At 62.6% G+C, this 22,535-nt stretch carries 26 protein-coding genes and 1 tRNA gene; 17 read left to right on the top strand and 10 right to left on the bottom strand.

Annotated features, from left to right (window positions below; genetic code table 11):
• Positions 1–31: 31 nt before the first annotated feature.
• A complete protein-coding gene (gene map, locus ACFSQT_RS26280) occupies positions 32–859 on the bottom strand; it encodes a type I methionyl aminopeptidase (protein ID WP_379023621.1) in 828 nt (275 codons plus the stop codon).
• A gap of 383 nt (positions 860–1,242) precedes the next feature.
• Between map and ACFSQT_RS26275 the strand changes: the two genes are divergently transcribed.
• The 4 genes from ACFSQT_RS26275 to ACFSQT_RS26260 all read left to right on the top strand — a co-directional run bounded on the left by ACFSQT_RS26275 (position 1,243) and on the right by ACFSQT_RS26260 (position 2,890).
• Positions 1,243–1,620 (top strand): hypothetical protein, encoded by a 378-nt coding sequence (locus tag ACFSQT_RS26275; protein WP_379023619.1) that lies wholly within the window; start codon positions 1,243–1,245, stop codon positions 1,618–1,620.
• A 111-nt stretch (positions 1,621–1,731) separates the two neighbouring features.
• Positions 1,732–1,968, top strand: a complete 237-nt coding sequence (locus tag ACFSQT_RS26270; protein WP_379023617.1) for a hypothetical protein — start codon at positions 1,732–1,734, stop codon at positions 1,966–1,968.
• A 137-nt stretch (positions 1,969–2,105) separates the two neighbouring features.
• Positions 2,106–2,402 carry a DUF982 domain-containing protein gene (locus tag ACFSQT_RS26265; protein ID WP_379023637.1) on the top strand — a complete coding sequence of 99 codons (297 nt, stop codon included), beginning with the start codon at positions 2,106–2,108 and terminating at the stop codon, positions 2,400–2,402.
• The gene (locus ACFSQT_RS26260) at positions 2,399–2,890 is read left to right on the top strand and encodes a DUF6074 family protein (protein WP_379023615.1); all 492 of its coding nucleotides are present in this window, start codon (positions 2,399–2,401) and stop codon (positions 2,888–2,890) included. Before ACFSQT_RS26265 ends, ACFSQT_RS26260 begins: the two co-directional genes overlap by 4 nt.
• Before the next feature lie 81 nt (positions 2,891–2,971).
• Here the strand turns inward: ACFSQT_RS26260 and ACFSQT_RS26255 are convergent, their stop codons facing one another.
• Positions 2,972–3,205: a hypothetical protein gene (locus ACFSQT_RS26255; RefSeq protein ID WP_379023613.1), complete on the bottom strand. Its 234-nt coding sequence runs from the start codon at positions 3,203–3,205 to the stop codon at positions 2,972–2,974.
• A 25-nt stretch (positions 3,206–3,230) separates the two neighbouring features.
• Between ACFSQT_RS26255 and ACFSQT_RS26250 the strand changes: the two genes are divergently transcribed.
• Genes ACFSQT_RS26250 through ACFSQT_RS26240 form a run of 3 tightly spaced genes read left to right on the top strand, consistent with a single transcriptional unit; the run spans position 3,231 to position 5,297 of the window.
• Positions 3,231–4,457 carry a pilus assembly protein TadG-related protein gene (locus ACFSQT_RS26250; protein WP_379023611.1) on the top strand — a complete coding sequence of 409 codons (1,227 nt, stop codon included), beginning with the start codon at positions 3,231–3,233 and terminating at the stop codon, positions 4,455–4,457.
• Between the two features lie 5 nt (positions 4,458–4,462).
• Complete coding sequence (locus ACFSQT_RS26245) at positions 4,463–4,903, top strand: TadE/TadG family type IV pilus assembly protein (RefSeq protein WP_379023609.1); 441 nt, start codon at positions 4,463–4,465, stop codon at positions 4,901–4,903.
• Complete coding sequence (locus ACFSQT_RS26240) at positions 4,893–5,297, top strand: TadE/TadG family type IV pilus assembly protein (RefSeq protein WP_379023607.1); 405 nt, start codon at positions 4,893–4,895, stop codon at positions 5,295–5,297. The genes ACFSQT_RS26245 and ACFSQT_RS26240 overlap by 11 nt, the downstream gene beginning before the upstream one ends.
• A gap of 1,160 nt (positions 5,298–6,457) precedes the next feature.
• On the opposite strand, the gene ACFSQT_RS26235 is transcribed toward ACFSQT_RS26240, so the two are convergent.
• The 3 genes from ACFSQT_RS26235 to ACFSQT_RS26225 form a co-directional block, all read right to left on the bottom strand.
• Positions 6,458–6,532: transfer RNA gene (locus ACFSQT_RS26235), tRNA-Glu, on the bottom strand.
• A gap of 178 nt (positions 6,533–6,710) precedes the next feature.
• A complete protein-coding gene (locus ACFSQT_RS26230) occupies positions 6,711–7,961 on the bottom strand; it encodes a YcbK family protein (protein ID WP_379023605.1) in 1,251 nt (416 codons plus the stop codon).
• A gap of 214 nt (positions 7,962–8,175) precedes the next feature.
• Positions 8,176–10,011 (bottom strand): PHA/PHB synthase family protein, encoded by a 1,836-nt coding sequence (locus tag ACFSQT_RS26225; RefSeq protein ID WP_379023603.1) that lies wholly within the window; start codon positions 10,009–10,011, stop codon positions 8,176–8,178.
• Between the two features lie 173 nt (positions 10,012–10,184).
• Here ACFSQT_RS26225 and ACFSQT_RS26220 point away from each other — a divergent pair, with 173 nt between their 5' ends.
• From ACFSQT_RS26220 to recJ, 8 genes are all read left to right on the top strand, one after another.
• The gene (locus ACFSQT_RS26220) at positions 10,185–10,487 is read left to right on the top strand and encodes a hypothetical protein (RefSeq protein WP_379023601.1); all 303 of its coding nucleotides are present in this window, start codon (positions 10,185–10,187) and stop codon (positions 10,485–10,487) included.
• A 60-nt stretch (positions 10,488–10,547) separates the two neighbouring features.
• Positions 10,548–11,765 carry an LL-diaminopimelate aminotransferase gene (locus tag ACFSQT_RS26215; protein WP_379023599.1) on the top strand — a complete coding sequence of 406 codons (1,218 nt, stop codon included), beginning with the start codon at positions 10,548–10,550 and terminating at the stop codon, positions 11,763–11,765.
• A 45-nt stretch (positions 11,766–11,810) separates the two neighbouring features.
• Complete coding sequence (locus ACFSQT_RS26210; RefSeq protein ID WP_379023597.1) at positions 11,811–13,124, top strand: homoserine dehydrogenase; 1,314 nt, start codon at positions 11,811–11,813, stop codon at positions 13,122–13,124.
• 137 nt (positions 13,125–13,261) lie between these two features.
• The gene (locus ACFSQT_RS26205; RefSeq protein WP_379023595.1) at positions 13,262–13,618 is read left to right on the top strand and encodes a hypothetical protein; all 357 of its coding nucleotides are present in this window, start codon (positions 13,262–13,264) and stop codon (positions 13,616–13,618) included.
• 57 nt (positions 13,619–13,675) lie between these two features.
• Positions 13,676–13,843: a Thivi_2564 family membrane protein gene (locus ACFSQT_RS26200; RefSeq protein ID WP_379023593.1), complete on the top strand. Its 168-nt coding sequence runs from the start codon at positions 13,676–13,678 to the stop codon at positions 13,841–13,843.
• A 191-nt stretch (positions 13,844–14,034) separates the two neighbouring features.
• The gene (gene glpX / locus ACFSQT_RS26195; protein WP_379023591.1) at positions 14,035–15,018 is read left to right on the top strand and encodes a class II fructose-bisphosphatase; all 984 of its coding nucleotides are present in this window, start codon (positions 14,035–14,037) and stop codon (positions 15,016–15,018) included.
• A gap of 92 nt (positions 15,019–15,110) precedes the next feature.
• The gene (locus tag ACFSQT_RS26190) at positions 15,111–15,326 is read left to right on the top strand and encodes a DUF6434 domain-containing protein (protein WP_379023589.1); all 216 of its coding nucleotides are present in this window, start codon (positions 15,111–15,113) and stop codon (positions 15,324–15,326) included.
• Positions 15,327–15,339: 13 nt separating this feature from the next.
• Positions 15,340–17,124: a single-stranded-DNA-specific exonuclease RecJ gene (recJ, locus tag ACFSQT_RS26185; protein WP_379023587.1), complete on the top strand. Its 1,785-nt coding sequence runs from the start codon at positions 15,340–15,342 to the stop codon at positions 17,122–17,124.
• A gap of 12 nt (positions 17,125–17,136) precedes the next feature.
• Here the strand turns inward: recJ and ACFSQT_RS26180 are convergent, their stop codons facing one another.
• The 4 genes from ACFSQT_RS26180 to folE form a co-directional block, all read right to left on the bottom strand.
• Complete coding sequence (locus ACFSQT_RS26180; protein ID WP_379023585.1) at positions 17,137–17,694, bottom strand: dihydrofolate reductase family protein; 558 nt, start codon at positions 17,692–17,694, stop codon at positions 17,137–17,139.
• A 156-nt stretch (positions 17,695–17,850) separates the two neighbouring features.
• Positions 17,851–18,825, bottom strand: a complete 975-nt coding sequence (locus tag ACFSQT_RS26175; protein WP_379023583.1) for a patatin family protein — start codon at positions 18,823–18,825, stop codon at positions 17,851–17,853.
• Between the two features lie 82 nt (positions 18,826–18,907).
• Positions 18,908–19,369: a phosphoribosyl-AMP cyclohydrolase gene (gene hisI / locus ACFSQT_RS26170; protein ID WP_379023581.1), complete on the bottom strand. Its 462-nt coding sequence runs from the start codon at positions 19,367–19,369 to the stop codon at positions 18,908–18,910.
• Between the two features lie 35 nt (positions 19,370–19,404).
• Positions 19,405–20,040, bottom strand: a complete 636-nt coding sequence (gene folE, locus ACFSQT_RS26165) for a GTP cyclohydrolase I FolE (protein WP_379023579.1) — start codon at positions 20,038–20,040, stop codon at positions 19,405–19,407.
• 238 nt (positions 20,041–20,278) lie between these two features.
• On the opposite strand from folE, the gene ACFSQT_RS26160 reads away from it, so the two are divergent.
• Entirely contained in the window at positions 20,279–20,725 is a 447-nt protein-coding gene (locus ACFSQT_RS26160; RefSeq protein ID WP_379023577.1) for an iron-sulfur cluster assembly scaffold protein, read from the top strand.
• A gap of 34 nt (positions 20,726–20,759) precedes the next feature.
• On the opposite strand, the gene ACFSQT_RS26155 is transcribed toward ACFSQT_RS26160, so the two are convergent.
• Complete coding sequence (locus ACFSQT_RS26155; protein WP_379023575.1) at positions 20,760–21,677, bottom strand: LysR substrate-binding domain-containing protein; 918 nt, start codon at positions 21,675–21,677, stop codon at positions 20,760–20,762.
• A 427-nt stretch (positions 21,678–22,104) separates the two neighbouring features.
• Between ACFSQT_RS26155 and yidD the strand changes: the two genes are divergently transcribed.
• Positions 22,105–22,479 carry a membrane protein insertion efficiency factor YidD gene (gene yidD / locus ACFSQT_RS26150; protein WP_379023573.1) on the top strand — a complete coding sequence of 125 codons (375 nt, stop codon included), beginning with the start codon at positions 22,105–22,107 and terminating at the stop codon, positions 22,477–22,479.
• Positions 22,480–22,535: the final 56 nt, after the last annotated feature.

The following is a 22,535-nucleotide window of genomic DNA, read 5'->3' as shown; positions in this document are numbered from 1 at the left end:
TTCCTGGCCGGAAGAACCCGGCGGAACAAGATTAAGCCGGTAGGCCGGGGCGGTCGAGCTTCTTGGGCGACAGCGTGAAGATCTCGCAGCCGGTGTCGGTCACGCCGATCGTGTGTTCATACTGCGCCGACAGCGAACGGTCGCGGGTCACCGCGGTCCAGCCGTCCGACAGGACCTTCACATGCGGGCGGCCGAGATTGATCATCGGTTCGACGGTGAAGATCATGCCGGGCCGCATTTCGACGCCCTCATTGGCGCTGCCATAGTGCAGGATGTTCGGGGCATCGTGAAAGAGCTGGCCGACGCCGTGGCCGCAGAAGTCGCGCACCACCGAACAGCGCTCGCCCTCGGCATAGGTCTGGATGGCTGCACCGATGGCGCCGATGCGGGCGCCGGGCCTGATCGCCGCGATGCCGCGCATCAGGCATTCATGGGTGACTTCGAGCAAGCGCTCGGCGGCGCGCTTGATCGTGCCGACCGGGTACATGCGCGAGGAATCGCCGTGCCAGCCGTCGAGGATGTAGGTGACGTCGATGTTGACGATATCGCCATCCTTGAGCGGCTTGTTGTCGGGGATGCCATGGCAGACGACATGGTTGATCGAGGTGCAGGACGATTTCGTGTAGCCGCGATAGTTGAGCGTCGCCGGCAGCGCGCCGTGGTCCATGCCGAATTCGAAGACGAAGCGGTCGATGGCTTCGGTGGTGACGCCGGGCTCGACCATCGGCACCAGCTCGTCGAGGCAGCGCGCGGTGAGATCGCATGCCTTGCGCATGCCGGCAAAGCCGTCCTCGCCATAGAGGCGGATTTGGCCGGTGTTTCTGAGTGGTGCCGTGGCGGCGTCGAGATAGGTGACCATTTTGTCCGTATTGCCGGGTAGGGCCCTGCAAGAGAGCCAACGTGAAAATCTCCCCAGATTTGGCACTTGAGGGCAAAAGGTTCAAGGAAGAACTGCCCGATGCAGCCGCGCAGTCCGGGATATTCGCCTAAGGCGTGTTGATATTCAGGTGATGCCGGCCTGCAAACGCTGGTTTCCTGCGCTTCCGATGCCCACGTACTTTTAAGCACGCACCGCTCCGTTCCAGCGTTTTCGACTCGGCCTGACCTCGATCTCAACGCATCTTGGCACGGGATGATGTCTTGCCGGTTTTTGCCCGGCTTGCTTTCCTTTCTGGCCGTCGTGCGTTAGGGCGGGGGATGTTTTCCGGACCGCGCCCCTTCACGGCGGCCAAGCAAACCAGATTGCTTGAAGCGCCGCTGACGGCAGCCTGCTCAAGCCTGATGGGCCTGGTGCTGCTGGCGATGCTGTGCCTCGGCCGCCCGGACGTGCCAGCCTTCGCGGACACTGCGCAAGGTGGTGCCAGCGTCGGCCTGGAACGGTCTGGAGAGGCGGCGGCGCTGCTGCGTGTCACCGGCAAGGCGCAAGCGCTGGAAGTTCGTGCCGTTCGACCGGCCCTGGTCAAGTTCGCCAGCGGCCATCCAGCCCTGCCGATTCTCGACGCTGTTTTTCTTTGGGTTGAACGGACTTCGCCGAAAGCGGTTGTTTCGGGATACGGAGCGGCCTCGGATCCCAGGGCGAATGCCCACCAGCCGCGTGCGCCGCCGACCATCGCGGCCTGAGCGGTCCAGAACCGCACCTTCACCTCATACCCATCCCTGTTCGCGTCGTGACCCGTGCGGCGGCCGTCGGCCGCGCACCGGTCGCGGGCGCGTTATGTCCGGACCATTTCAATGCAACGCATCAAGACATTCAAAACCCTGTCGCGCGCGGCCTCGGCCGCCGCGTTCCTCTCCGTCCAGGCGCTCATCTGCATCGGAACCGTCTATTGGGCGGTTGCCGAGACGCTCGGCCTGTCGGCAATGGCGGCACTTGTTCTCGGCGGCATCTTCGCGGTGCCGAGTGCATTTGTGCTGATCATCGCCGTCCGCATGGCTTTCGATGCGGAGACGGATCCGGCGAACCAGTAGGCCTGGCGGTCCGGCGCAGTCGGATCAACGCAATGGTCGCGACCGCAGTAGCGACACATTTCTGGGCCAAAAGCCAGTCAAAGCAACTTTTGACGACGAACAGCGTTGCTCCGGTGACGCCAGTTCTGGAGACTGGAATGGACAGACTGCAATTCGAGGTGCCGGTGCGGATCGCACCCGCGCCGGGCCTGCCAGTCGAGGAGATTTACAGCGTCGAACAGGCGCTGGATATTCTTCAGGACTGGCCTGCGCGCCGTCAGGGCCCGCTTTATCAGAAAGCGTTCAACGCCTGCTTTGGCGCCACGGTGGACGTGGTCAAGACCGAAGATGCCTGCCGGGCGTTCATGGCGTTTTGTCGTGCGAGCGGACTGATGGCCAGGGACATGATGACGCCGAGCAGGCGTGGCGGCGAGGCGAAAACGCTGCAGGCTTGAAGGCCGTCGACCGTTCGCTTGCCCTGACTGAAACGTCAATGATCGCGGTCGACCGCGCACGGCGATGGCGAGTGCGGATCATTGCGTCCCTGTCGTCCTCCCCGAAGACTGCACCGAGACGCGCGTCAATGTCAGCGCCGTTAAGCTTCCGTTTCCACCTTCGCGGCTACGCCATTGCTTATTCAGCAATGGTTGATTCGTTGCGTCAGTTCATGGTTCGGAAGATGTCTCCAGAAAACGTCCGCGCGTTCCCGATTGATCGTCAGATATTCCTGGTCAGGGAGGTTGCTGCCAAGCTTGACAAACTGCACGGCGACACCGCCACCTCATTCTGGAGGGCCAAGGCGTCGGAGTTGCTCGATCTCGTTGTCGGATCCGGCAGGGACAGGACAGCAGCCAGTGACGAAGTGCGCAGGTTCTTCCTGGCCGTGCAGAGAGAAATGTCGGTCGGCGCGACCGCTGCACCGACACCAGTTCTTTCCGCGTGAAAGCAAAACTGCTCCACAAAGTTACGCAATTTTACTCTTTTTGCGCGTAAGCGTTGGCCGTGGCCATGCGCGACGCGCCAATTACGCCGCCAGACGGACCTTGGTCCCAGTTTGCCGGTCGTCCGATCCTGCCCCATCGCGGGTCGGCTTGCCGCCGTCTGCAGTTGCGCTGTTAGCAAATGGTAAACTAGCTCCGGCAATCGCCCGCGCGGGAGGCGAGCTTTTTTGCTCGTCCGGCAACCAACGAACCGCTTCTTTGGAAGTCAATAGATTGCTGATCAAAAAATGAACTGAACTTTTTAGCCAATCGTTCATACATACGTGTTTTCTAATCTGTCTCATGGCCTTCAGTTGCTTTACCCGAATTCGGCTTATAGCGAACGGTGTATGCCGGGGTTCGAGCGCAAACGTTGCCACCATCTTCGCCCTGACCTTGCCGATCGTTGTCGGCGCCGCAGGCTTCGGGGTGGAGACCTCCTACTGGTACTACAACAGCCTGAAACTGCAGGCGACGGCCGATGCCGCGGCCTATGCCGGCGCGCTCGAACAAATCTCGGGTTCCGACAAGCCGACGATCATCGCGGCCGCGACCCGGTCGGCCGCGACGAATGGGCTGGGCTCGGGCACGATCGTCGTCAATACGCCGCCGGTGTCAGGGCCGAATACGGCGAAGAAAGCGGTCGAGGTTATCGTCGGCCAGAACCTCGACCGGATGTTCACCGCGATCTTCACGCAGAGCAAGGTTCCCGAACAGGCGAGGGCGGTGGCGCTCATCACCAATGCCTCGAAGGCCTGCATGCGCGCGCTCGATCCGACCGCCTCGCAGGCTGTACTGTTTTCCGGCAATACCACCGTGAAGGTCGTCGGCTGCTCGGTGATGGCCAATTCGATTGCTCCGGACGCCATCCAGCTTCAGGGCTCGGCGAGCCTCCAGGTCGATTGCCTGATATCGGCGGGCGGCATCTCTCTCAGCAATCCCGTCACCACCGTCTGCGCGGCCCCGATCACCCAGGCGCTGCCTGCCCCCGATCCATTTGCCGACCTGCCGGTCCCGGCGGCCTCGAACCCTTGCCAGAACGACAACAAGGCGACGCTGAGTCCAGGCACCTATTGCAGCGGCATGACGCTAAAGGGCAATGTCACCCTCTCGCCCGGCGTCTATGTCGTTCAGGGCGATCTCAAGATAAATGCCAACGCGGCCATCATCGGCAGCGGTGTGACCATCTTCATGTCGGGCAGTTCGACCGTCAGTATGAATGGCAACGCCTCCGTGAAGCTCAGCGCGCCGACCTCGGGGCCCTATTCCGGTGTGCTGTTCTACGGCGACAGGACCGGCAACAGCGCATCCAGCATATTCAACGGCACCGCGGATTCGCTGCTGACCGGGGCCATCTACTTCCCCAAACAGCAAGTGAGTTATCTTGGCAACTTCTCGGGCAACAGCGGCTGCACCCAGGTCGTCGCCAATACGATTCAATGGTCCGGCAGCACAACCGTCAACCAGGATTGCACGAGCCTCGGAATGCGCGACATTCCGGCGGCGCAGTCCGTGGCGCTGGTGGAGTAGTCTCCGTGGAACGCCGATCGGTGCCGATCCTGAGTGATAAAGCGGGCGTTGCGGCGGTCGAGTTCGCGTTGGTCCTGCCCTTCCTGTGCGTGGCGTTGCTCGGCATCATCGACGGCTGGTCGTATATGACCAGTTCGCTGTCGATGCGCGCCGGCGTCAAGACAGCGGCAAACTTGGTGATGGCGGGATCGACCAATGATACGGCGACGCAGGCCGTTGCCGTTTCGAGCTGGGAGAAGCGGCCGGAGGACGGCCAGGTCACGCTAAGCCGGATTTACATGTGCGGGACGACCGTGGTCGACGCTTCCACCTTGTGCAGTGGGCCCAAGGTGCCATCGGTCTATGTTCAGATCCAGGCATCGGCCACCTGGACGCCGCCCTTCACCTTTGGCGTCTTTTCCGCCCCCAGTACCATTGGCCACCAGGAGGTGATCCGTGTCCGTTAGGGCAGGCGCGTTCAGGCGGGACCGATCGGGCGGAGCCGGATTGGAATTCGCGCTGATCGCGCCCTTCCTCATCATCCTGCTGTTCGGGATCTTCGCCTTCGGCTGGGCGATGAACTCCGTGTCCAGCGTTCGCTATACGCTGGAGACATCAGCACGCTCGCTGCAGCTTCAGAACACGCTGACCCAGGCCGACATCCAATCGATCGCCACACAGAAACTGCAGGCCTTGGGTTTGAAGGATGTGAACGTCACGATCGCCATCGATCCGGCGAGCGGTGGCTTTCGCATGGCGCATCTGACCGCCACCTACGCCTTCGTCATCGACTTCCCTTACTTGAGCTCCTTCCCGATCAACTACGCGACCACCGTTACCGTGCCGCTGGTCGGCAGTTAGGGTACATGGTCCGCCTGGTGTGGGGTTTGGCAACAAGGTCCGGCTTGACCGATTGGGTTGCCGTCGCAGGCCCATATTTGACCGGCATTCGACGTATCGATCAAAACGACAGTGCTTGAAATCCCTGGTTTGCCCAAGGGGAAATCGACCCCCTGTTGAAGGAGCGGAACATTAGAGCCGCCTAACAGTTCTATCTTGGTTGGAGGCTTCCGGTCCGCGGTGGAACAATGGCGGCGTTGGCGTTCGTTTCAGTCTATTTTTTCGGTCTGACAGTCGACGGCCTGATAGGCGGGCTCGTGTCGTTATTGGCGTGCTTCCTACTTTTCAACGTCATGGCGAAGGACCGCCCCAATCGGTAGTCAAGACGCGGGGCAGCAGCCTTGCGTCTATGCAGCGCCGATCTCGATACCTGGCTCAAGCGCCAGGAAGCGGAGGCGTGCTTTGGCCGCTCAGTCGTGCCCTTGCAGCCATTAACATAGGCTACAATCACCCCGGCCCTGCGCCCGGGGTGATTGCAGCAACTAAAAGTTTGATATGATCCCAGGACGAACCGTTTCGTAACCTAGGCGCGGTTCCGATTTGCCTTTTGAATTGGCTTGCGAGGTCGCGCCGGAGACAGTTCCGGTCGAACGGCAATCCAACTCAGTGGCTCTCTTTTTCTTGATCGTGCCTGACAGATCGGCGCAGGGTGGCGGTACTGCTTTTCTGACCACCACCTTCTTCTCGTGCGCAACGGTGACGCTGGATGAAGCGGCAATCACAATTGCTGTGCAAATGATAGCTAACCTCATTGTAGTTCCCCTTTACAGACAACCCCGTGTCGCCTCCTTCCTTTAGTCGCCGCTCGCAAAAGCGCTGCCCGTGGCAACGAGGATGGCGGCGGTGGCAAGGGCGATCTTGGTCATTTCCGCAGGCGATGACGCGCGTGCAAGCGCGATAGCTGTTGTGATCGTAGTGCGCTTTTCATTGGATCCTCCCTGGACGTAATACGCCCCGGGCCTCTTGGAACTATGAGGCTCTTCGGGAGGGCGGTCTATTCACCATTCGATATATGATCGAACGATATACGGCCGGCGCCGCAGCCCTTGGCTGGCGGGCTTTTTCATGATTCGAGGCCGATATTGGCCAGGGAAGGGAGGTTCTAAGCCAGGTGCTTTATCTGGTACGCCCAAGGGGAATCGAACCCCTGTTACCGCCGTGAAAGGGCGGTGTCCTGACCGCTAGACGATGGGCGCGCTCAGATGAAAGCGGCTTATACTGGCGTTGCGTGCAACCGGCAACCCGTCAGTTGTCGCCTTGGACAACTTTTTTCCAGCCTTTCCAATCAGGGATTTTGCAAGGTCCGGTAAGGTTCCGATATCCCGCGAGCCATGCCGCGTGGCATGCCTGCAAATCCGGGCAGAGCAGGCAGGACTAGCCGTCGCCACCGCCGCTGCGCCTACGGCAGCGCCAGTTCCAGTCGCGCTCGGGGCCGACATCGACATGCACGGATTCTGTGTGGCAGTAGGTACCGACGCCGCCGCGGCCGGGCATGCTTCTGATGTAGTTCGCCAGCTCCCATTTGGAGACGCCGGGCACCTGGATGTCGGCGGCGGCGCAATACATGTGCAGCGAATTCTTGGCGCCGTTGGCACGGCGATTGCGGGCCGGGTCGCGATAGCCTGAGGTCACCGTCATCTTGCGGCCGTAGTGGCCTTCGATCGTCTTCAGCACGCGAACCAGCGATGGCTTCAGGCAAGCCACATCGACGCTCTCGTTCTGCTTGAGCAATCCGTTGGGCGCCAGCCGGGCCATGCCGGCGGCGGACGCGACCTGATAGGACCCACCGATCGGACCCTCGTCCTCGTTGAGATCGACGTCGCTCTCGTCATCGAGGCCGGATTTGCGCTTGATTTCGAACAAGGCTGTCTGGCGCACGCCGGGCAGTGCATCGCTACCGGTTATGTGGCCGGTATCGCCGCCGAGCGAAGCCAACTGTACAGGCTTTGCCGTGGAATCGGCCGAGGCCAGCGTTATGATCGGTTTTGCCGCTGCTGGCGCCGGCTTGGCTTGTGCCGCGGGCTGCTCGCCCGACCTGGTGTTGATAAGCGGCGCCGGTGCTGCCGAGGCGGGCGTGGCGCCAAACATCGAGGCCAGGAAGCCTTTTTTCTTCGGCGCGTCGGCCTGCGGCATCTCGCCAGCCGTCACATAGACCGGATTGTCCATCGCCGGAGCGGCTGCCGGCTTCGGCGCGTTCACGCCGGCATCGGCCGCGGCAATCTGCTGGGCAACCGCGTCGCTCTGCTGCGCCGTCTGCGCCGGCTGCTGCAAGGACTGTGGGGTGTTTCCAGCGATCGTCTCAGCGCTCGCCGGTGTGGCCAGCGGAAAGGCGGCCTGCGGGTTGGCCACCGGCACATAGGCGACCTTCTCGGGCAGCGCCGTATCGCTCGCCGTCATCACGGTCGTCTGCTCGGTCGTGGTTTGCGACGAATCGGCGACGGTGATCGACTTGCCGTTCGAGGCAGCGCTTATGTCCGATGCAGTGGCATTATAGCCGGGCATTCCAACCGACATGGTCGGGTCGCCGGCCGAGGTGCAGGAAGCCAGAAGCACGGAGCAGAGAGCGGCCACGATGGCGCGGCGTTCTCCCTTTGCGAGGCTCCATCCTGCTGATTTCAAAGCCAAATTCCCCCTCGATGTCCGGTCGGTATATCCCCGATGCAGCACTGACGTCAGCGTCGAGGTGACCTTTGTCTCCGATCCGGAAACGAGACCTGTGTCAAATCCGCAAGCCTGGAAGTATTTTTGCAGCGATTGCCGAATTACGGCTGCTTGATGGTTGACGACACCATTTCGCCCGCTTTTGACGGCCCGTCAACTCACCAGACATTACAGTCCGTTACACACGCACCTTCACATAGGTACCGGGAGCATCGCCCAAGGTTTTCATATGCTTGCCGGGTTTGCGGGCAGGCACGCGGGTGTTGTCCTTGGCCTCTATCCAGCTTTGCCAGTGCGGCCACCAGGATCCGGGATGGTCGGTGGCCTTAGCCATCCACTCGCCGAAGTCGCCCGTCGGCGTCCCCCCGGTCCAGTACTGGTACTTGTTGGATGCCGGCGGATTGACGACCCCGGCGATATGGCCCGATCCCGCCATCACGTAGTCGACCTTGCCGCCGAAATATTTCGAGCCGAGGAACACCGAGAGCGCCGGCGCGATGTGATCTTCCTTGGAGGCGAGGTTGTAGATCGGGATGGTAATGTCCCCGAGCGAGACCGTGTGGCCCGCCAGTTCCATCATGCCTTGCGACAGGTTGTTCTCGAGATAGCAGTTGCGCAGGTAGAAAGAGTGATTGGCCGCGCCCATGCGGGTCGAATCGGCGTTCCAGTAGAGCAGGTCGAAGGGCAGGGGATCCTTGCCGCGCATGTAGTTGTTGACGACATAGGGCCAGATCAGGTCGCCCGAACGCAGCATGTTGAAGGCGGTCGCCATCTTGGAGCCGTCGAGGTAGCCTTTTTCGCTCATCGACTTTTCCACCGCCGCGACCTGCTCTTCGTCGACGAACACTTTCAGGTCGCCGGCATAGGTGAAGTCGACCTGGGTGGTGAAGAAAGTGGCCGACTTGATGCGGTCGTCGCCTTCCCGCGCCATCAGCGCCAATGCCGCCGCCAAGAGCGTACCGCCGACGCAATAGCCGATCGCGTTGACGTCCCGTTCGCCGGTGGCCTTCTCGACCGTGTCGAGGCCGTATTGCAGGCCCTCGCGGATATAGGCTTCCCAGCCCTTGGTGCCGTGCCGTTCGTCCGGATTGATCCAGGAGATGACGAACACGGTGTGGCCCTGCTCGATCGCCCAGCGGATGAACGATTTCTGCGGGTTCAGATCAAGGATGTAGAACTTGTTGATCCATGGCGGGCAGATCAGCAGCGGCCGCTTGAGGACCGTGTCGGTCGCCGGATCGTACTGGATGATCTCCGCGACATCGCTGCGGCCAACCACCTTGCCGGGGGTAGTGGCGATGTTCTTGCCGATCTCGAAAGGCGAATAGTCGGCCTGGCGCAGCTTCAGGTCACCCTTGCCGGCGGCGATGTCCTCGGCCAGCATCTTCATGCCGCGCACCAGGTTCTCGCCGTTCGAGGCCACGGTTTCGCGAAACAGTTCCGGATTGGTCAGGATGAAATTCGACGGCGAGATGGCGTTGGCCACCTGCTTGACGTAGAAGCCGGCCTTGTGGCGGGTGTGCTCGTCCAGACCGTCGGCATGCTCGACCAGGTCGGCCGCCCAGCGCGAGGTGACGAGATAGGCCTGTTTGAGAAAATCGAAGAACGCGTTGCGGCCCCATTCGGGATCGAGGAAGCGCTTGTCGCCACGTTCCGGCTTGACGGCATCCTCCGTGGCTTCCGCCGCGTTGCTGGTGCGCTGAATGGCGTTGGCCCAGACCGTCATGTAGCCGGAGAACAGCCGCGTCTGCGCCTCAAGCGCGCGCTGCGGATCGGAAAGCCAGTATTCGCTGAGCTTGGAGAAGGTCTTCACCATGTCGACAACCGGCTCGGCGACATGATCGCGCACGTCGCCCTTTTCGCGCGGCTCGGCCCATGCGGAGGCCGCTTTGCCGGCTTGCTCGATCATGCGCGCCATGTTCAGGGCAAAGCGTTCCGGGTCCTTCACCAGATATTGCTCGACGGTCGAAGGCCCGTCATCTTCCGCTTTGCCCGAATCGGGTGTTTTGGACATGGTTCGCGGGGTTCCTCCCGAAGCGTTTTCTTGACATATTAACATGGGACATCCGACAGGGTCCAATCTCGCTCTACAGCGGCTGCCAAGGAAACAATATGACGATTAAGTTTGGCGAGACTGTTTTTTTCGGTGCCGGACATTTTTGCCGCATCGGGGCGGCAATCGTCCTCATGGGGATTGCCGGCTGCTCGAGCACCAACGGTCCGGCGCCTGTCACGGGGGCGAAGGATACCGGCACCTTTCCGAACCTGAACATCAAGCCGCAAGTGGCGGCGCCGCAGTTCACCGACGCCGAGAAGAACGCCAAGCTTGCGCAGTTGAAGGCGGATCAGGGCGCGCAGGCGGCCAAAAACGGCAACCCCGACGTCGCCGACCAGGCGGCGCTCACGGACCTTGCCAAAAAGCATGGCGACGAAACGCTGAAGCAGATCGAAGGCAAATGCGATCCCGCCCTCGACCCTACCTGCAAATAAGTATATAGCGCGCGCCCAACACCCTTAGATATCTAGGCCCCTTTGCTGTCTGGAACTGCCATGGAAGAATTTCACAAGGTTCGCCGGCTTCCGCCTTACGTCTTCGAACAGGTCAACCGGCTCAAGGCCAGCGCCCGGTCGCGCGGCGCCGACATCATCGACCTCGGCATGGGCAATCCGGACCTGCCGACACCCAAGGCCATCGTCGACAAACTGTGCGAGGTCGTGCGCGATCCGCGTACGCATCGCTATTCCTCGTCGCGCGGCATTCCGGGCCTGCGCCGCGCCCAGGCCGCCTATTATAGCAGGCGCTTCGGCGTGAAGCTCAACCCCGACACGCAAGTGGTGGCGACGCTGGGCTCGAAAGAGGGCTTCGCCAACATGGCGCAGGCGATCACCGCGCCGGGCGACGTGATCCTGTGCCCCAATCCGACCTATCCGATCCACGCCTTCGGCTTCATCATGTCGGGCGGCGTCATTCGCTCGCTGCAGGTGGAACCGGACGACGGTTTCATCCCGGCGCTCGAGCGCGGTGTTCGTCACTCGATCCCGAAGCCGCTGGCGCTCATCCTCAACTACCCGTCGAACCCGACGGCGCTGGTCGCTTCGCTCGACTTCTACAAGGACGTGGTCGCCTTCGCGAAGAAGAACGACATCATCATCCTGTCCGACCTTGCCTATTCGGAAATCTATTTCGACGGCAATCCACCGCCCTCGGTGCTGCAGGTGCCGGGCGCCATCGACATCTGCGTCGAGTTCACCTCGATGTCGAAGACTTTCTCCATGCCAGGCTGGCGCATGGGCTTTGCCGTCGGCAACGAGCGGCTGATCTCGGCGCTGACGCGGGTGAAATCCTATCTCGATTACGGTGCCTTCACGCCGATCCAGGTGGCCGCGGCACACGCGCTCAACGGCGACGGCGCCGACATTGCCGAGGTGCGCGACATCTATCACAAGCGCCGCGATGTGATGGTCGATGCCTTCGGCCGCGCCGGCTGGACCATTCCGGCACCTGCCGCATCGATGTTCGCCTGGGCGCCGATCCCGGAACCGTTTCGGCATCTCGGCTCGCTCGAATTCTCCAAGCTGCTCATCGAGCACGCCGACGTGGCGGTGGCGCCCGGCGTCGGCTTCGGCGAACATGGCGACGAATTCGTGCGCCTGGCGCTGGTCGAGAACGAGCACCGGATCCGGCAGGCGGCGCGCAACATCAAGCGCTTCCTGTCGACCAGCGCCAAGCAACCCAACAATGTGGTGCCGCTTTCCGCTCACCGGTAAGTTTGCCGCAGACAATTCGATCTGACTTGAGGGACGTCGCCGGCTATGGCTGAAGCACTGCGTGTTGGAATTGCCGGCCTCGGCACGGTTGGCGCGTCTGTGGCACGCGTGCTGCGCGACAAGGCGGCGGAACTGACCCGGCAATGCGGGCGTGACATCGTCGTCACCGCGGTTTCGGCGCGCGACCAGAAGCGCGATCGCGGCATCGATCTCAACGCGGCAAAGTGGTTCGACGACCCGGCCGAGATGGCGCAGACCGCCGATATCGACGTGTTCGTCGAACTGATCGGCGGCGACGAGGGGCCGGCGCGGTCGTCGGTGAAGGCGGCACTTGAAGCCGGTCGCCATGTCGTCACCGCCAACAAGGCGCTGCTGGCCAAACATGGCGTGGCGCTGGCCGATATCGCCGAGAAGCGCGGCGTGCTGCTCAATTACGAGGCGGCGGTGGCGGGCGGCATCCCGGTTATCAAGACGATGCGCGAGGCCATGGCCGGCAATTCGGTCACCCGCGTGTTCGGCATTCTCAATGGCACTTGTAACTACATCCTGACCCGCATGGAGGCCGAGGGCATCTCGTTCGACGCCTGCCTGAAGGATGCGCAGCGGCTGGGCTATGCCGAGGCCGATCCGACTTTCGACATCGAGGGCCACGACACCGCGCACAAGCTGTCGATCCTGACCAGCCTTGCCTTCGGCACCAGGATCGCCGCCAACGACATCTATATGGAAGGCATTTCCAACATCACCCAGGCCGACATCCGCGCGGCCGGCGATCTCGGCTACCGGATCAAGCTGCTGGGTGTCGCGCAGCGCACCGACAGCGGCATCGAGCAGCGCGTGCACCCGACCATGGTGCCGACCGCCTCGGTCATCGCGCAGGTGCATGGCGTCACCAATGCGGTGGCGATCGAGACCGACATATTGGGCGAACTGCTGCTTTCCGGTCCCGGCGCCGGCGGCAATGCTACCGCCTCGGCCGTCATCGGCGACATCGCCGATATCGCCAAGAGCCGCCCCGGCTTCCAGCACGGCCCGGTCTTCGGCCGGCCGGCGAAGGAGCTGAAACCCTACAAGAAGGCGCAGATGCGCAGCCATGCCGGCGGCTACTTCATCCGGCTGACCGTGCATGACCGCATCGGCGTGTTTGCCGCGATCGCCAAGCGCATGGCCGACAATGACATTTCATTGGAATCGATCGTCCAGCACGCGGTCAACGGCGAGGCGGCGGCGCAGAAGACGGTGATCCTGGTGACCCATGAGACGACCGAAGCCGCCGTGCGCAAGGCCGTCGACGGCATCACCAAGGATGGCCATTTGACCGACAAGCCGCAGGTCATCCGCATCGAGCGGGCAGGGTAGCTTCCCCTTCTGGTCGCCGCGCGGGGCCAAGAATCCCGCCGGTGTTGCACGTCGATCCGATGGCAAGCAGCCATGATCGACCGGAACGAATTCGCGCCGGCGCCGTTCTCTTGGTCAGCAACCAGAGGAACCGTTTCATGGCCGATACCAGCAAGTCCGACGCCCCCGATATCGACGACATCCGGAAGACGCTGGAAAAGCAGATCGCCGAACTGCGCAAGGAGATCACCAAGATCAACAAGAGCATTTCGGCGCGGGGCGCGGAAATGCTCGATGACGCCAGCGAGCAGGCTTCGGATTTCTACGAGACAGCCGCGGCGCGTGCGTCGCGAACCGCACAGCAGTTGCGCAGCCAGGCACACGCGGTGTCGGAAGTCGCGCGCGAAAACCCCGGCACGACGACAGCCGTGGTCGTCGTCATCGGTCTGCTCGGCTTTCTGGCTGGCCTCGCCATTGGCCAGTCGATGAACGACACGCATCGCCGCTGGTATTGACCGCGCCGTGACGGAGCCGGCTTTGCCGGCTCAGCGTATCATTTCCAGGAGGGCACTATGGCTTTATCCATGTTGATCAGCGTCCTGATCACGTTTCTCGTCATCATCCTCGTTCTCTATCTGGTTCAGCGCCTGCCGCTCGATGCCCGGACGAGACAGATCGCCCAGATCATCGTCATCATCATCGGCATCATTTCACTGCTCAAATACCTTGCGGTCTTCTAGCCTGATTTTCACCTTTCAAGCCGGTCCGGTCCTTTTCGACCGGGCCGGCGTCGTTTCAAGAATGCGGTTCAATCGATTGATGTTGCTGGCTATTCGATAAAACTCCCGACAGGTCTTGCCGTTGTCATGCTCGTTTGACAAAAGAGACGCGCCTCCGGCGGGAGGCCGCATGTCAACGAGGAAATTGCCAGATGAATGTGGCCCAGAACATTGTCGCCGGCCTGGACCGGATACTCACCATGGAACTGGTGCGCGTCACCGAACGGGCCGCCGTCGCGGCCGCCAGGCTGCGCGGGCGCGGCGACGAAAAGGCCGCCGACCAGGTCGCCGTCGATGCCATGCGCCAGGAACTCAACCGGCTTGCCATCAAGGGCACGGTGGTGATCGGCGAGGGTGAGCGGGACGAGGCGCCGATGCTCTATATCGGCGAGGAGGTCGGCTCGGGCAAAGGCCCGGCGGTCGATATCGCGCTCGATCCGCTCGAAGGCACGACGATCTGCGCCAAGAACCTGCCCAATGCACTGGCCGTCATCGCGATTGCCGAGAAGGGCAGCCTGCTGTTCGCGCCCGACGTCTACATGGACAAGATCGCAATCGGTCCGGGCTACGCCGACGGCGTCATCGACATCGATGCCTCGCCAGCCGAAAACATCGCCAGCCTCGCCCACGCCAAGGGCGTCGCGGTGTCGGACATCACCGCCTGTATCCTCGACCGGCCACGCCATGGCAAGCTGATCGACGCCGTGCGCGCCACGGGTGCCGCGATCCGGCTGATCGGTGACGGCGATGTCGCCGGCGTCATCCACACCACGGACCCTGAGGAAACCGGCATCGATATCTATCTCGGCACCGGCGGTGCACCGGAGGGGGTACTGGCTGCGGCCGCGCTGCGCTGCACCGGCGGCCAGATGCAGGGCCGGCTGGTCCTCGATACGTCGGAAAAGGTCGCGCGTGCCGCGAAGATGGGTATTTCCGATCCGAAACGGGTCTATCGGACGGAAGACATGGCGCGGGGCGACGTGCTGTTCGCGGCCACCGGTGTCACCGACGGCAACATGCTGGCCGGCGTCAAGTTCGGCCGCAACACCATCACCACCCACACGATCGTGCTGCGCTCGTCGTCGCGGACGGTGCGCGAGATCAAGGCACGCCATCAGGACCTGGATAAGTTCTAGGCTCTGTTGTTGGCTCGGGTGCTTGCGGACCGGCATCGCAGTTGTTAGCGCTGTGCCAGCATCGGATGACGTTTGGCCGCAAGGATTTGACGATGAAGCCGTTCTACTGGCACGCGGATCCGATTTCGCGCGCCACCGCCGTCACGAAGTCCTATCGCAACACCTGGAACGTGCGATCGCGTGGCTTTGCCGGCCTTTGGCCTAAGGCGCGCCGCGCCCACGCGACGCGCTTTAGGTTGTCGTTTGTGCATGTCATTGTCCCAAACCGCTGCGCACTTTCAGGCGGCATGCATTGCGGCCAACCATGAGTTGGCAAACCGCATGACCGGCGACAAACGCCTCTTCCTCGATGTCAGGCAATCGGCTACCGGGGTTTCCTGGGAGCACCGGCTGACCGAGCGGCAGGACATGGTTGCGCTCGCCATCGCGCAAGGTCACGGTGTGCCCGACATCGTCGCGCGCGTGCTTGCCGGTCGCGGCGTCACCGCCGAGCAGACCGAGCGGTTCCTCGACCCGACGATCCGCGATCTTCTGCCGGATCCGGCGTCACTGACCGACATGGACAAGGCGGCGGCCCGCATTGCCGCCGCGGTGGTGGCCAGGGAAAAGGTAGCGATCTTCGGCGACTACGATGTCGACGGCGCCGCCTCGTCGGCCTTGCTGAAGCGGTTCCTGGCGCATTTCTCGGTGCCGTCGGAAATCTACATCCCGGACCGGATTTTCGAAGGCTATGGTCCCAATCCCGACGCCATGCGCGAACTTGTTTCGCGCGGCGCGACATTGATCGTCACCGTCGATTGCGGCACCAACAGCGCCGCTTCCATCGATGCCGCCAATGCGGCTGGCGCCGATGTCGTCGTCCTCGACCACCATCAGGTCGGTGGTGCTTTGCCGGCTGCAATTGCCGTCGTCAATGCCAACCGCGACGACGATCTTTCCGGGCAGGGCCATCTCTGCGCCGCCGGCGTGGTCTTTCTCGCCCTTGTGCAGACAGCCAAGATCCTACGCGGGCGCATGGTCGATGCCACGCCGCCGGACCTGCTTTCGCTGCTCGATCTCGTCGCACTTGCCACCGTCTGCGACGTGGTGCCGCTTACCGGCGTCAACCGCGCCTTTGTGGTCAAAGGACTGCAGATGGCGCGCCAGCAGAAGAACGAGGGGCTCGCCGCGCTTGCACGGGTGTCGCGCATCGGCGAGCCGATCAGCACCTTCCACCTTGCCTATCTGATCGGCCCGCGCATCAATGCCGGCGGGCGCATCGGCGATGCCGCACTTGGCAGCCGCCTGCTCGCCACCGACGACCCGGTCGAGGCGCGCACCATCGCCGAGACGCTCGACCGGCTCAACCAGGAGCGGCAGCTGATGGAGCAGGAGATGCTGGCGGCGGCGCGCGCCGAGGCCGATGCGGAGCTTGCGGGCGGCAATGGACCGGCCATCGTCGTCACCGCCAGCAACAACTGGCATCCGGGCATTGTCGGCCTGCTCGCCTCACGGCTGAAGGATCACGCGCGGCGGCCGGCCTTCGCCATCGCTTTCAACGCCAACGGTACCGGCACCGGCTCGGGCCGTTCGGTGTCGGGCTTCGACCTCGGCCGTCTGGTGCGCGAAGCGGCGGATGCCGGGCTGATCGTCAAGGGGGGTGGCCACGGCATGGCGGCCGGCATCACCGTGGAGCGGGTGAAGCTCGGCGAACTCAGGGCGTTTTTCGAAGAGCGGGCGGCCGCCGACGTGTTCCGGCTGCAAGGGGAGGAAAGCCTGGCGATCGACGGTGCGCTTGCCGCCGAAGGCGCGACACTCGGCCTTCTCGATGCGCTGGAGAAGGCCGGGCCATTCGGTGCCGGGCATGTAGCGCCTGTCTTTGCGCTGCCGCGCCACCGGCTGGCTGACGCCAGGCCGGTTGGCACCAACCACATCCGCGTCGAGCTGCAGTCGGAAAGTGGCGGCCGTATCCAGGCGATCGCCTTTCGCGCCGTCGATACCGCCCTTGGCGAATTCCTGTTCAAGAACCGGGGCAAGGCGGTGCATGTCGCCGGCTCGCTGTCGGGAAATTACTGGAACGGCAACCGTACGGTGCAGTTTCGCATCACCGATGCGGCGCGTGCGTAGTCGCGCCTGAACTCAGTTGGCCGGAGCGTAACGCAGCAGCGTCACACCCTGGGCAAGGCTTTCCGTGCCGAGCGGCCGCAACTCCAGCGACAGGCCGGACTGGAAGTACGGCTTGCCGCCACCCAGCACGACGGGATGCATGTAGAGCCGGTATTCATCAATCAGGCCGGCTCGCGCCAGACAGGCGGCAAGATCGGCGCCGCCGACACTGATCAGGCCATCCGTCTCCGACTTGAGCGACCTTACCGTGGTCTCGGCATCGCCATTCAACAGGCGTGCATTGTGGCCGACCTGTCGAAGGGTAGTGGAGAACACGATCTTCGGCGTTTCGCGCCAGGCGCGGGCAAAGTCCCGCTCGACCTCGGTGCCCCCGGTCTCGCGGTCGGGACTGTCCCAGAAGCGCATCACCTCATACATGCGGCGCCCAACGAGCTCGATCGAAATTTTTCTCATCATGTTATTGAAATGCTGGTGCAATTCCGTCTCGGGCACCGGCAAGCCAATGTCACCGCCCGGCCCGGCAATATAGCCGTCCAGGGACGTCAACATGGAATAGACGATCTTGGCCATCGATGCCTCCGTTCGATCTTGTAAACGAGCATAACCAATTGCATTTTGCAATCGGTTATCGTAAGGCGAACGGAATTTGAGCCGAGTGTTCGCGCGGCGGCATGGCCCTGCTGCCGCACGGAACTCAACAATCAACTTCCCAGACGGAGATTTGACTTAGGCGAGGACGGACTGCAGCCGGGTCAGCTCGCCGATCTGCGCCTTCGTTGCCTGATAGCCGAGGCTGATCGCCTCGTCGGCGCGGTGGAATTCGGTCAGGCCGACATGGCTAAGCTTCGGCTGCAGCGACATGTCGGGGGGGTCGCCGGCAAGCCTGGCGCGTGAGATACGGTCCTGGATGATGTTGAAGGCCTCGACCATGACGCCGGTGATGCCGAGCCGCGTCTGATGCGACTGGTGCTCCGCGCCGATCTGGCCGGGCCGCGGCGCATCCTTTTCGATGACCAGCTCGCCGGCGCTGTGCTTGATGACGGCGGCGCGGCCGAACAGATCGTAGTGAAGGTTGACCGCCACCACGAGCGGCTGCTCATAGGCTCGGCAGACCGAAACCGGGACCGGGTTGACCAGCGCACCGTCGACCAGCACGCGGCCGTTGCAATTCACCGGCTCGAACACGCCGGGCAGCGCATAGGAGGCGCGCATGGCGGTGATCAATGAGCCGCTCGACAGCCAGATCTCGTGGCCGGTGCGGATTTCGGACGTGACTGCGACGAACGGCTTGGCCAGGTCCTCGAAACGAATGCCGGCCATGTGCTCGCGCAGCCGGGCGTCGAGCTTCATGCCGGCGAACAGGCCGCTGCCGCGCAGGTTGAGATCGAGCAGGCCGAAGATGCGTCGCTTGGTCAGGCCGCGGGCGAATTCTTCCAGTTCGTCCAGTTTGCCGGCAAGGTAACAGCCGCCGACCAGCGCGCCGATCGAGGTGCCGGCGATCATCGAGACTTCGATGCCGGCTTCGTCGAGCGCGCGCAGCACGCCGATATGCGCCCAGCCTCTCGCGCAACCGCCACCCAAGGCGAGCGAAATACCGGTTTTCCTTGGCGATTTTGTTTCGGATGCGCCGCCGGACGAGGACAGGCCGTTGGCCTCCCTGACATTTGACCTGTTACGCGATGACGCCCACTCGAGCATCATGATCTCCCTTGTCCCTACGGCTAATATACAGTCGGGCCGTATCGAAATGATGAATCTATGTCGTGGGTGTCAGGCAGAAGGTTCAAGCTGATGGTTTCCGATACGCATTTTCGGCATCGAACAGCAGCTTGCTGCCGTCATCGGCAAGCGTCCCCTTGCCGTCGGTCAGTCCCACCGTCCGATAAAAGCATGAACGTCGGCCCGTGTGACAGGTTGCGTCGTGGCCCAACACTTTTACGCGCAGCCACAACGCATCCTGATCGCAATCGGTGCGCATCTCGACGACATGCTGGAAATTGCCCGAGGTTTCGCCCTTCTTCCACAAGACGTTGCGCGAGCGCGACCAATAGTGGGCGACGCCTGTCTCCAGCGTCAGCGCCAAGGCTTGCGCATTCATGTGCGCGACCATCAACAGCATGCCGTCTTCGGCGTCGGTGACGACGACCGTGACCAGGCCGGCTGAGTCGAAGCGCGGTGAAAACACCACGCCTTCCTCGAGCGCTTTCTTGTCTGACGGAGCCTTTGGAAATTCCAGTGCCGACATCGCCGGTCCTTGATCTAGCGACGTCCGCGAGGGGTTTACGCCCCGCCGCCGCGCACCATCGTGACGAAACGAACCTGCTCTTCGGGCGTGTCCTTGAAGACGCCGGTGAAGGTTGAGGTGAGGGTGGTTGAACCCTGTTTGCGGATGCCGCGCATGGCCATGCACATGTGCTCGGCCTCGATCATGACGGCGACGCCGCGCGGATTGAGCACATCCTGGATGACGCCGGCGATCTGCGCCGTCAGGGCCTCCTGGGTCTGCAGGCGGTGGGCAAAGATGTCGACCACGCGCGCGATCTTGGACAGGCCGACGACCTTGCCGTCCGGCAGGTAGCCGACATGCGCCTTGCCGATGATCGGCACCATGTGGTGTTCGCAATGCGAGTGGAACTGGATGTCCTTGACGATGACCAGGTCGTCATAGCCGGCGACCTCCTCGAAGGTGCGGCCAAGCTCGTCCGCCGGGCACATGTCGTAGCCGCCGAACATTTCGCGAAAGGCCTTGGCCACCCGCATCGGCGTGTCGACCAGCCCTTCGCGGTCCGGATTGTCGCCGGTCCAGCGCAAAAGCGTGCGCACGGCGGCCTCGACTTCGGCTTCGCTCGGCCGGTCGGTGACCGGCTTCTCCATATAGGCTGACTGGGGCATGAGTTTCTTGATGACGGCATCCATAAAGGCGTCTCCCGTAGTCCCTCTCGGCGGAGGAACGAGTTGAACGGACCACGACCTTTCGGTGTCGGAAACTCGCCCGGTTTCCAGCCCGTAAGCGGCGTGAACTTCCCGGCAAGGACACTGGCTTTCGTTGTCTTGTCGATACCGGACTGCCAGCATTATATAAGGTCATGACGAGCGAAAGGAAGACACGACAGCGGCAATCGCTGTTCGCTTGGCGGCGACGGATTGGAAAATAATGATCAACGATGTCTACAATGCGAAAATTCTCGGTTTTGCCGGAAACATCGCCCGCATCGGCCGCCTCGATCATCCTGATGCGACCGCAAAAGCGCATTCCAAGCTGTGCGGCTCGACCGTCACCGTCGATCTCAAGATGCAGGACGGCGTGGTCACCGACTTCGCCCACGACGTGAAGGCCTGTGCGCTTGGCCAGGCGTCGTCCTCGATCATGGCGCAGCATGTCGTCGGCGCGAGTGCCGGAGAATTGCGCGCGGTGCGCGACACCATGCTGAAGATGCTGAAGGAAAATGGCGCCCCGCCTGACGGCCGCTTCGCGGACCTTAAATATCTGGAGCCGGTGCGAGACTACAAGGCGCGCCATGCCTCGACCATGCTGACCTTCGACGCGGTCGTCGATGCGATCGGCCAGATCGAGAAGAAGCTTGCCGAAGAAGCCGCCTGAGGGCAAGTAGCAGGAGCCTGGACCAGGAACCGGCTCAAGCCCGCGCTTCCAGCGTCCGTCTGCTTTCGGCAAATTCGCTTCTCACCCAGTCGGCGAACGCGGCGGCCGGCTCCGAAAGATCGCGCAAGCTCCTGGCGACCAGCCAATAGGCGCCGGATGCAACGTCGATGTCGAACGGCTTGATCAGCGCGCCGGACGCGATTTCCCCACCGATCTGCAAGAGATCGCCCAGTGCCACGCCATGTCCGAGCAGGGCGGCCTGCTTTGAAAGCGACGCATCCGCCAACATGGGACCGCGCGCGGGCACCGCGTCGGCGGGCACGCCAGCCGCTTCGAACCAGCGCGCCCAACCCTGACGGTTCTCCTCGTGCAAAAGCGTGTAGCGGCCAAGATCAATCGGCCTCTGGAGGGCAGGGCCCGCGGCGAGCAGTGCCGGCGACAGCACCGGTGAATCGACTGTCGAGGCAAGTCGTTCGGCCTCGCTGCGCGGCCACGAGGTGGCATGCGCGCTGAAGCGCAAGGCCAGTTCGGGCTGATCGCCGCGGAACTCTATCGGCCTTGGATCGACTTCGAGGGAGACGTCGATATCGGGCCGCAATTCGCGAAACCGATTGAGTCGGGGCACCAGCCACACGGATGCAAGCGATGGCTCGACACTGACGCGAACCACCGATTGCGCCGGCGTCGCCACCAGTTCTCCAAGCAAGTTGTCGATGGCGTCGAAACTTTTGACGAGCTGATCCAGCAGACGCCGGCCGGTGTCGGTCAGTTCGACGCGGCGATGGTGACGTTCGAACAAGGGCTGGCGCAGGAAGATTTCGAGCTCGCGGATCTGCCGGCTAATCGCCGCCTGCGAGACGAAAAGCTCATCGGCGGCCTTGCTGAAGCTCAGATGCCGGCCCGCCGCCTCGAAGCTCCTCAATGCCGTCAGCGGCAAGCGCCCGCGCTTCATTCGCATAACCCAGGATTATCCGAATTGGAAATTATACTCGTTTGAAGGCGAAGGCCAGCGGCGGTCTAATCCGTGTTAAAGGAGACACGACCATGGTCCAGATCCTGAGCATCTTTGGCGATGTCATGCGGATCGTCACGTTTCAATGGCATGACGACAGACGCCATGCAAAGCACCACGACGAGCCGGTCAGTCCTTACCGATGGGCATCTTCCACTGGCCGGCAGCCGTTTCGGCGTTCCCGACCATGATAGCCCGACCCTGATGGCCCGGCGAGTGAGCGGAAGGGATTGCGTTCTCCAGCCGAAGGCCACATCTATCGCATGGGAACCGCGATTGCATTGAGCTGATCCCTGGACAAACGGTTTCCGTTTGACCGAGAAACCGGTTCCCACTTTTCGGGATTGTGCGCTGAGCGGAGACTGCGGTGGGCCACCAACATGGGCATGCGCATATCGGCGGACCGCCAAAGCGCGGCCGCAACTGGGCGGGCCCGTGGCGCAAGACGCCGGGCCGTGTCCTGGGGACTTCGTTCGTCAGACTCTATCAGCTGACGCTGTCGGGCTTCGTCGGCAATTCCTGCCGGCATTTGCCGACCTGTTCAGAATATGCGCATGAGGCGATCGCCCGTCATGGCTTGTGGGCCGGCGGCTGGATGGGATTTTTCCGGGTGCTGCGCTGCGGGCCATTCGGCACGCATGGCATCGACCTTGTGCCTGAGGTGCTGGCCGATCGTTATGCCTGGTTCGCGCCGTGGCGCTACTGGCGGATCGGCGCCAAGCGCGGCCAAGCGCAAGGCTGATCAGGCTTGCCGATTTACGAACTGGTAGGGTTAACGCCAGCCTGCACAAAGACTGC

The sequence above is a fragment of the Mesorhizobium calcicola genome (genome assembly GCF_042682105.1).
Classification (GTDB): domain Bacteria; phylum Pseudomonadota; class Alphaproteobacteria; order Rhizobiales; family Rhizobiaceae; genus Mesorhizobium; species Mesorhizobium calcicola.
This window is presented reverse-complemented; position numbering and strand designations above follow the sequence as displayed.

Bases quoted from the DNA above. Each gene is read 5' to 3' on its own strand.
- map (WP_379023621.1), bottom strand. From the start codon at position 859: ATGGTCACCTATCTCGACGCCGCCACGGCACCACTCAGAAACACCGGC.
- ACFSQT_RS26270 (WP_379023617.1), top strand. From the start codon at position 1,732: ATGCAACGCATCAAGACATTCAAAACCCTGTCGCGCGCGGCCTCGGCC.
- ACFSQT_RS26265 (WP_379023637.1), top strand. From the start codon at position 2,106: ATGGACAGACTGCAATTCGAGGTGCCGGTGCGGATCGCACCCGCGCCG.
- ACFSQT_RS26255 (WP_379023613.1), bottom strand. From the start codon at position 3,205: ATGAACGATTGGCTAAAAAGTTCAGTTCATTTTTTGATCAGCAATCTA.
- ACFSQT_RS26250 (WP_379023611.1), top strand. From the start codon at position 3,231: ATGGCCTTCAGTTGCTTTACCCGAATTCGGCTTATAGCGAACGGTGTA.
- ACFSQT_RS26225 (WP_379023603.1), bottom strand. From the start codon at position 10,011: ATGTCCAAAACACCCGATTCGGGCAAAGCGGAAGATGACGGGCCTTCG.
- ACFSQT_RS26220 (WP_379023601.1), top strand. From the start codon at position 10,185: ATGGGGATTGCCGGCTGCTCGAGCACCAACGGTCCGGCGCCTGTCACG.
- ACFSQT_RS26215 (WP_379023599.1), top strand. From the start codon at position 10,548: ATGGAAGAATTTCACAAGGTTCGCCGGCTTCCGCCTTACGTCTTCGAA.
- ACFSQT_RS26210 (WP_379023597.1), top strand. From the start codon at position 11,811: ATGGCTGAAGCACTGCGTGTTGGAATTGCCGGCCTCGGCACGGTTGGC.
- ACFSQT_RS26205 (WP_379023595.1), top strand. From the start codon at position 13,262: ATGGCCGATACCAGCAAGTCCGACGCCCCCGATATCGACGACATCCGG.
- ACFSQT_RS26200 (WP_379023593.1), top strand. From the start codon at position 13,676: ATGGCTTTATCCATGTTGATCAGCGTCCTGATCACGTTTCTCGTCATC.
- glpX (WP_379023591.1), top strand. From the start codon at position 14,035: ATGAATGTGGCCCAGAACATTGTCGCCGGCCTGGACCGGATACTCACC.
- ACFSQT_RS26190 (WP_379023589.1), top strand. From the start codon at position 15,111: ATGAAGCCGTTCTACTGGCACGCGGATCCGATTTCGCGCGCCACCGCC.
- recJ (WP_379023587.1), top strand. From the start codon at position 15,340: ATGACCGGCGACAAACGCCTCTTCCTCGATGTCAGGCAATCGGCTACC.
- ACFSQT_RS26180 (WP_379023585.1), bottom strand. From the start codon at position 17,694: ATGGCCAAGATCGTCTATTCCATGTTGACGTCCCTGGACGGCTATATT.
- ACFSQT_RS26175 (WP_379023583.1), bottom strand. From the start codon at position 18,825: ATGATGCTCGAGTGGGCGTCATCGCGTAACAGGTCAAATGTCAGGGAG.
- hisI (WP_379023581.1), bottom strand. From the start codon at position 19,369: ATGTCGGCACTGGAATTTCCAAAGGCTCCGTCAGACAAGAAAGCGCTC.
- folE (WP_379023579.1), bottom strand. From the start codon at position 20,040: ATGGATGCCGTCATCAAGAAACTCATGCCCCAGTCAGCCTATATGGAG.
- ACFSQT_RS26160 (WP_379023577.1), top strand. From the start codon at position 20,279: ATGATCAACGATGTCTACAATGCGAAAATTCTCGGTTTTGCCGGAAAC.
- ACFSQT_RS26155 (WP_379023575.1), bottom strand. From the start codon at position 21,677: ATGAAGCGCGGGCGCTTGCCGCTGACGGCATTGAGGAGCTTCGAGGCG.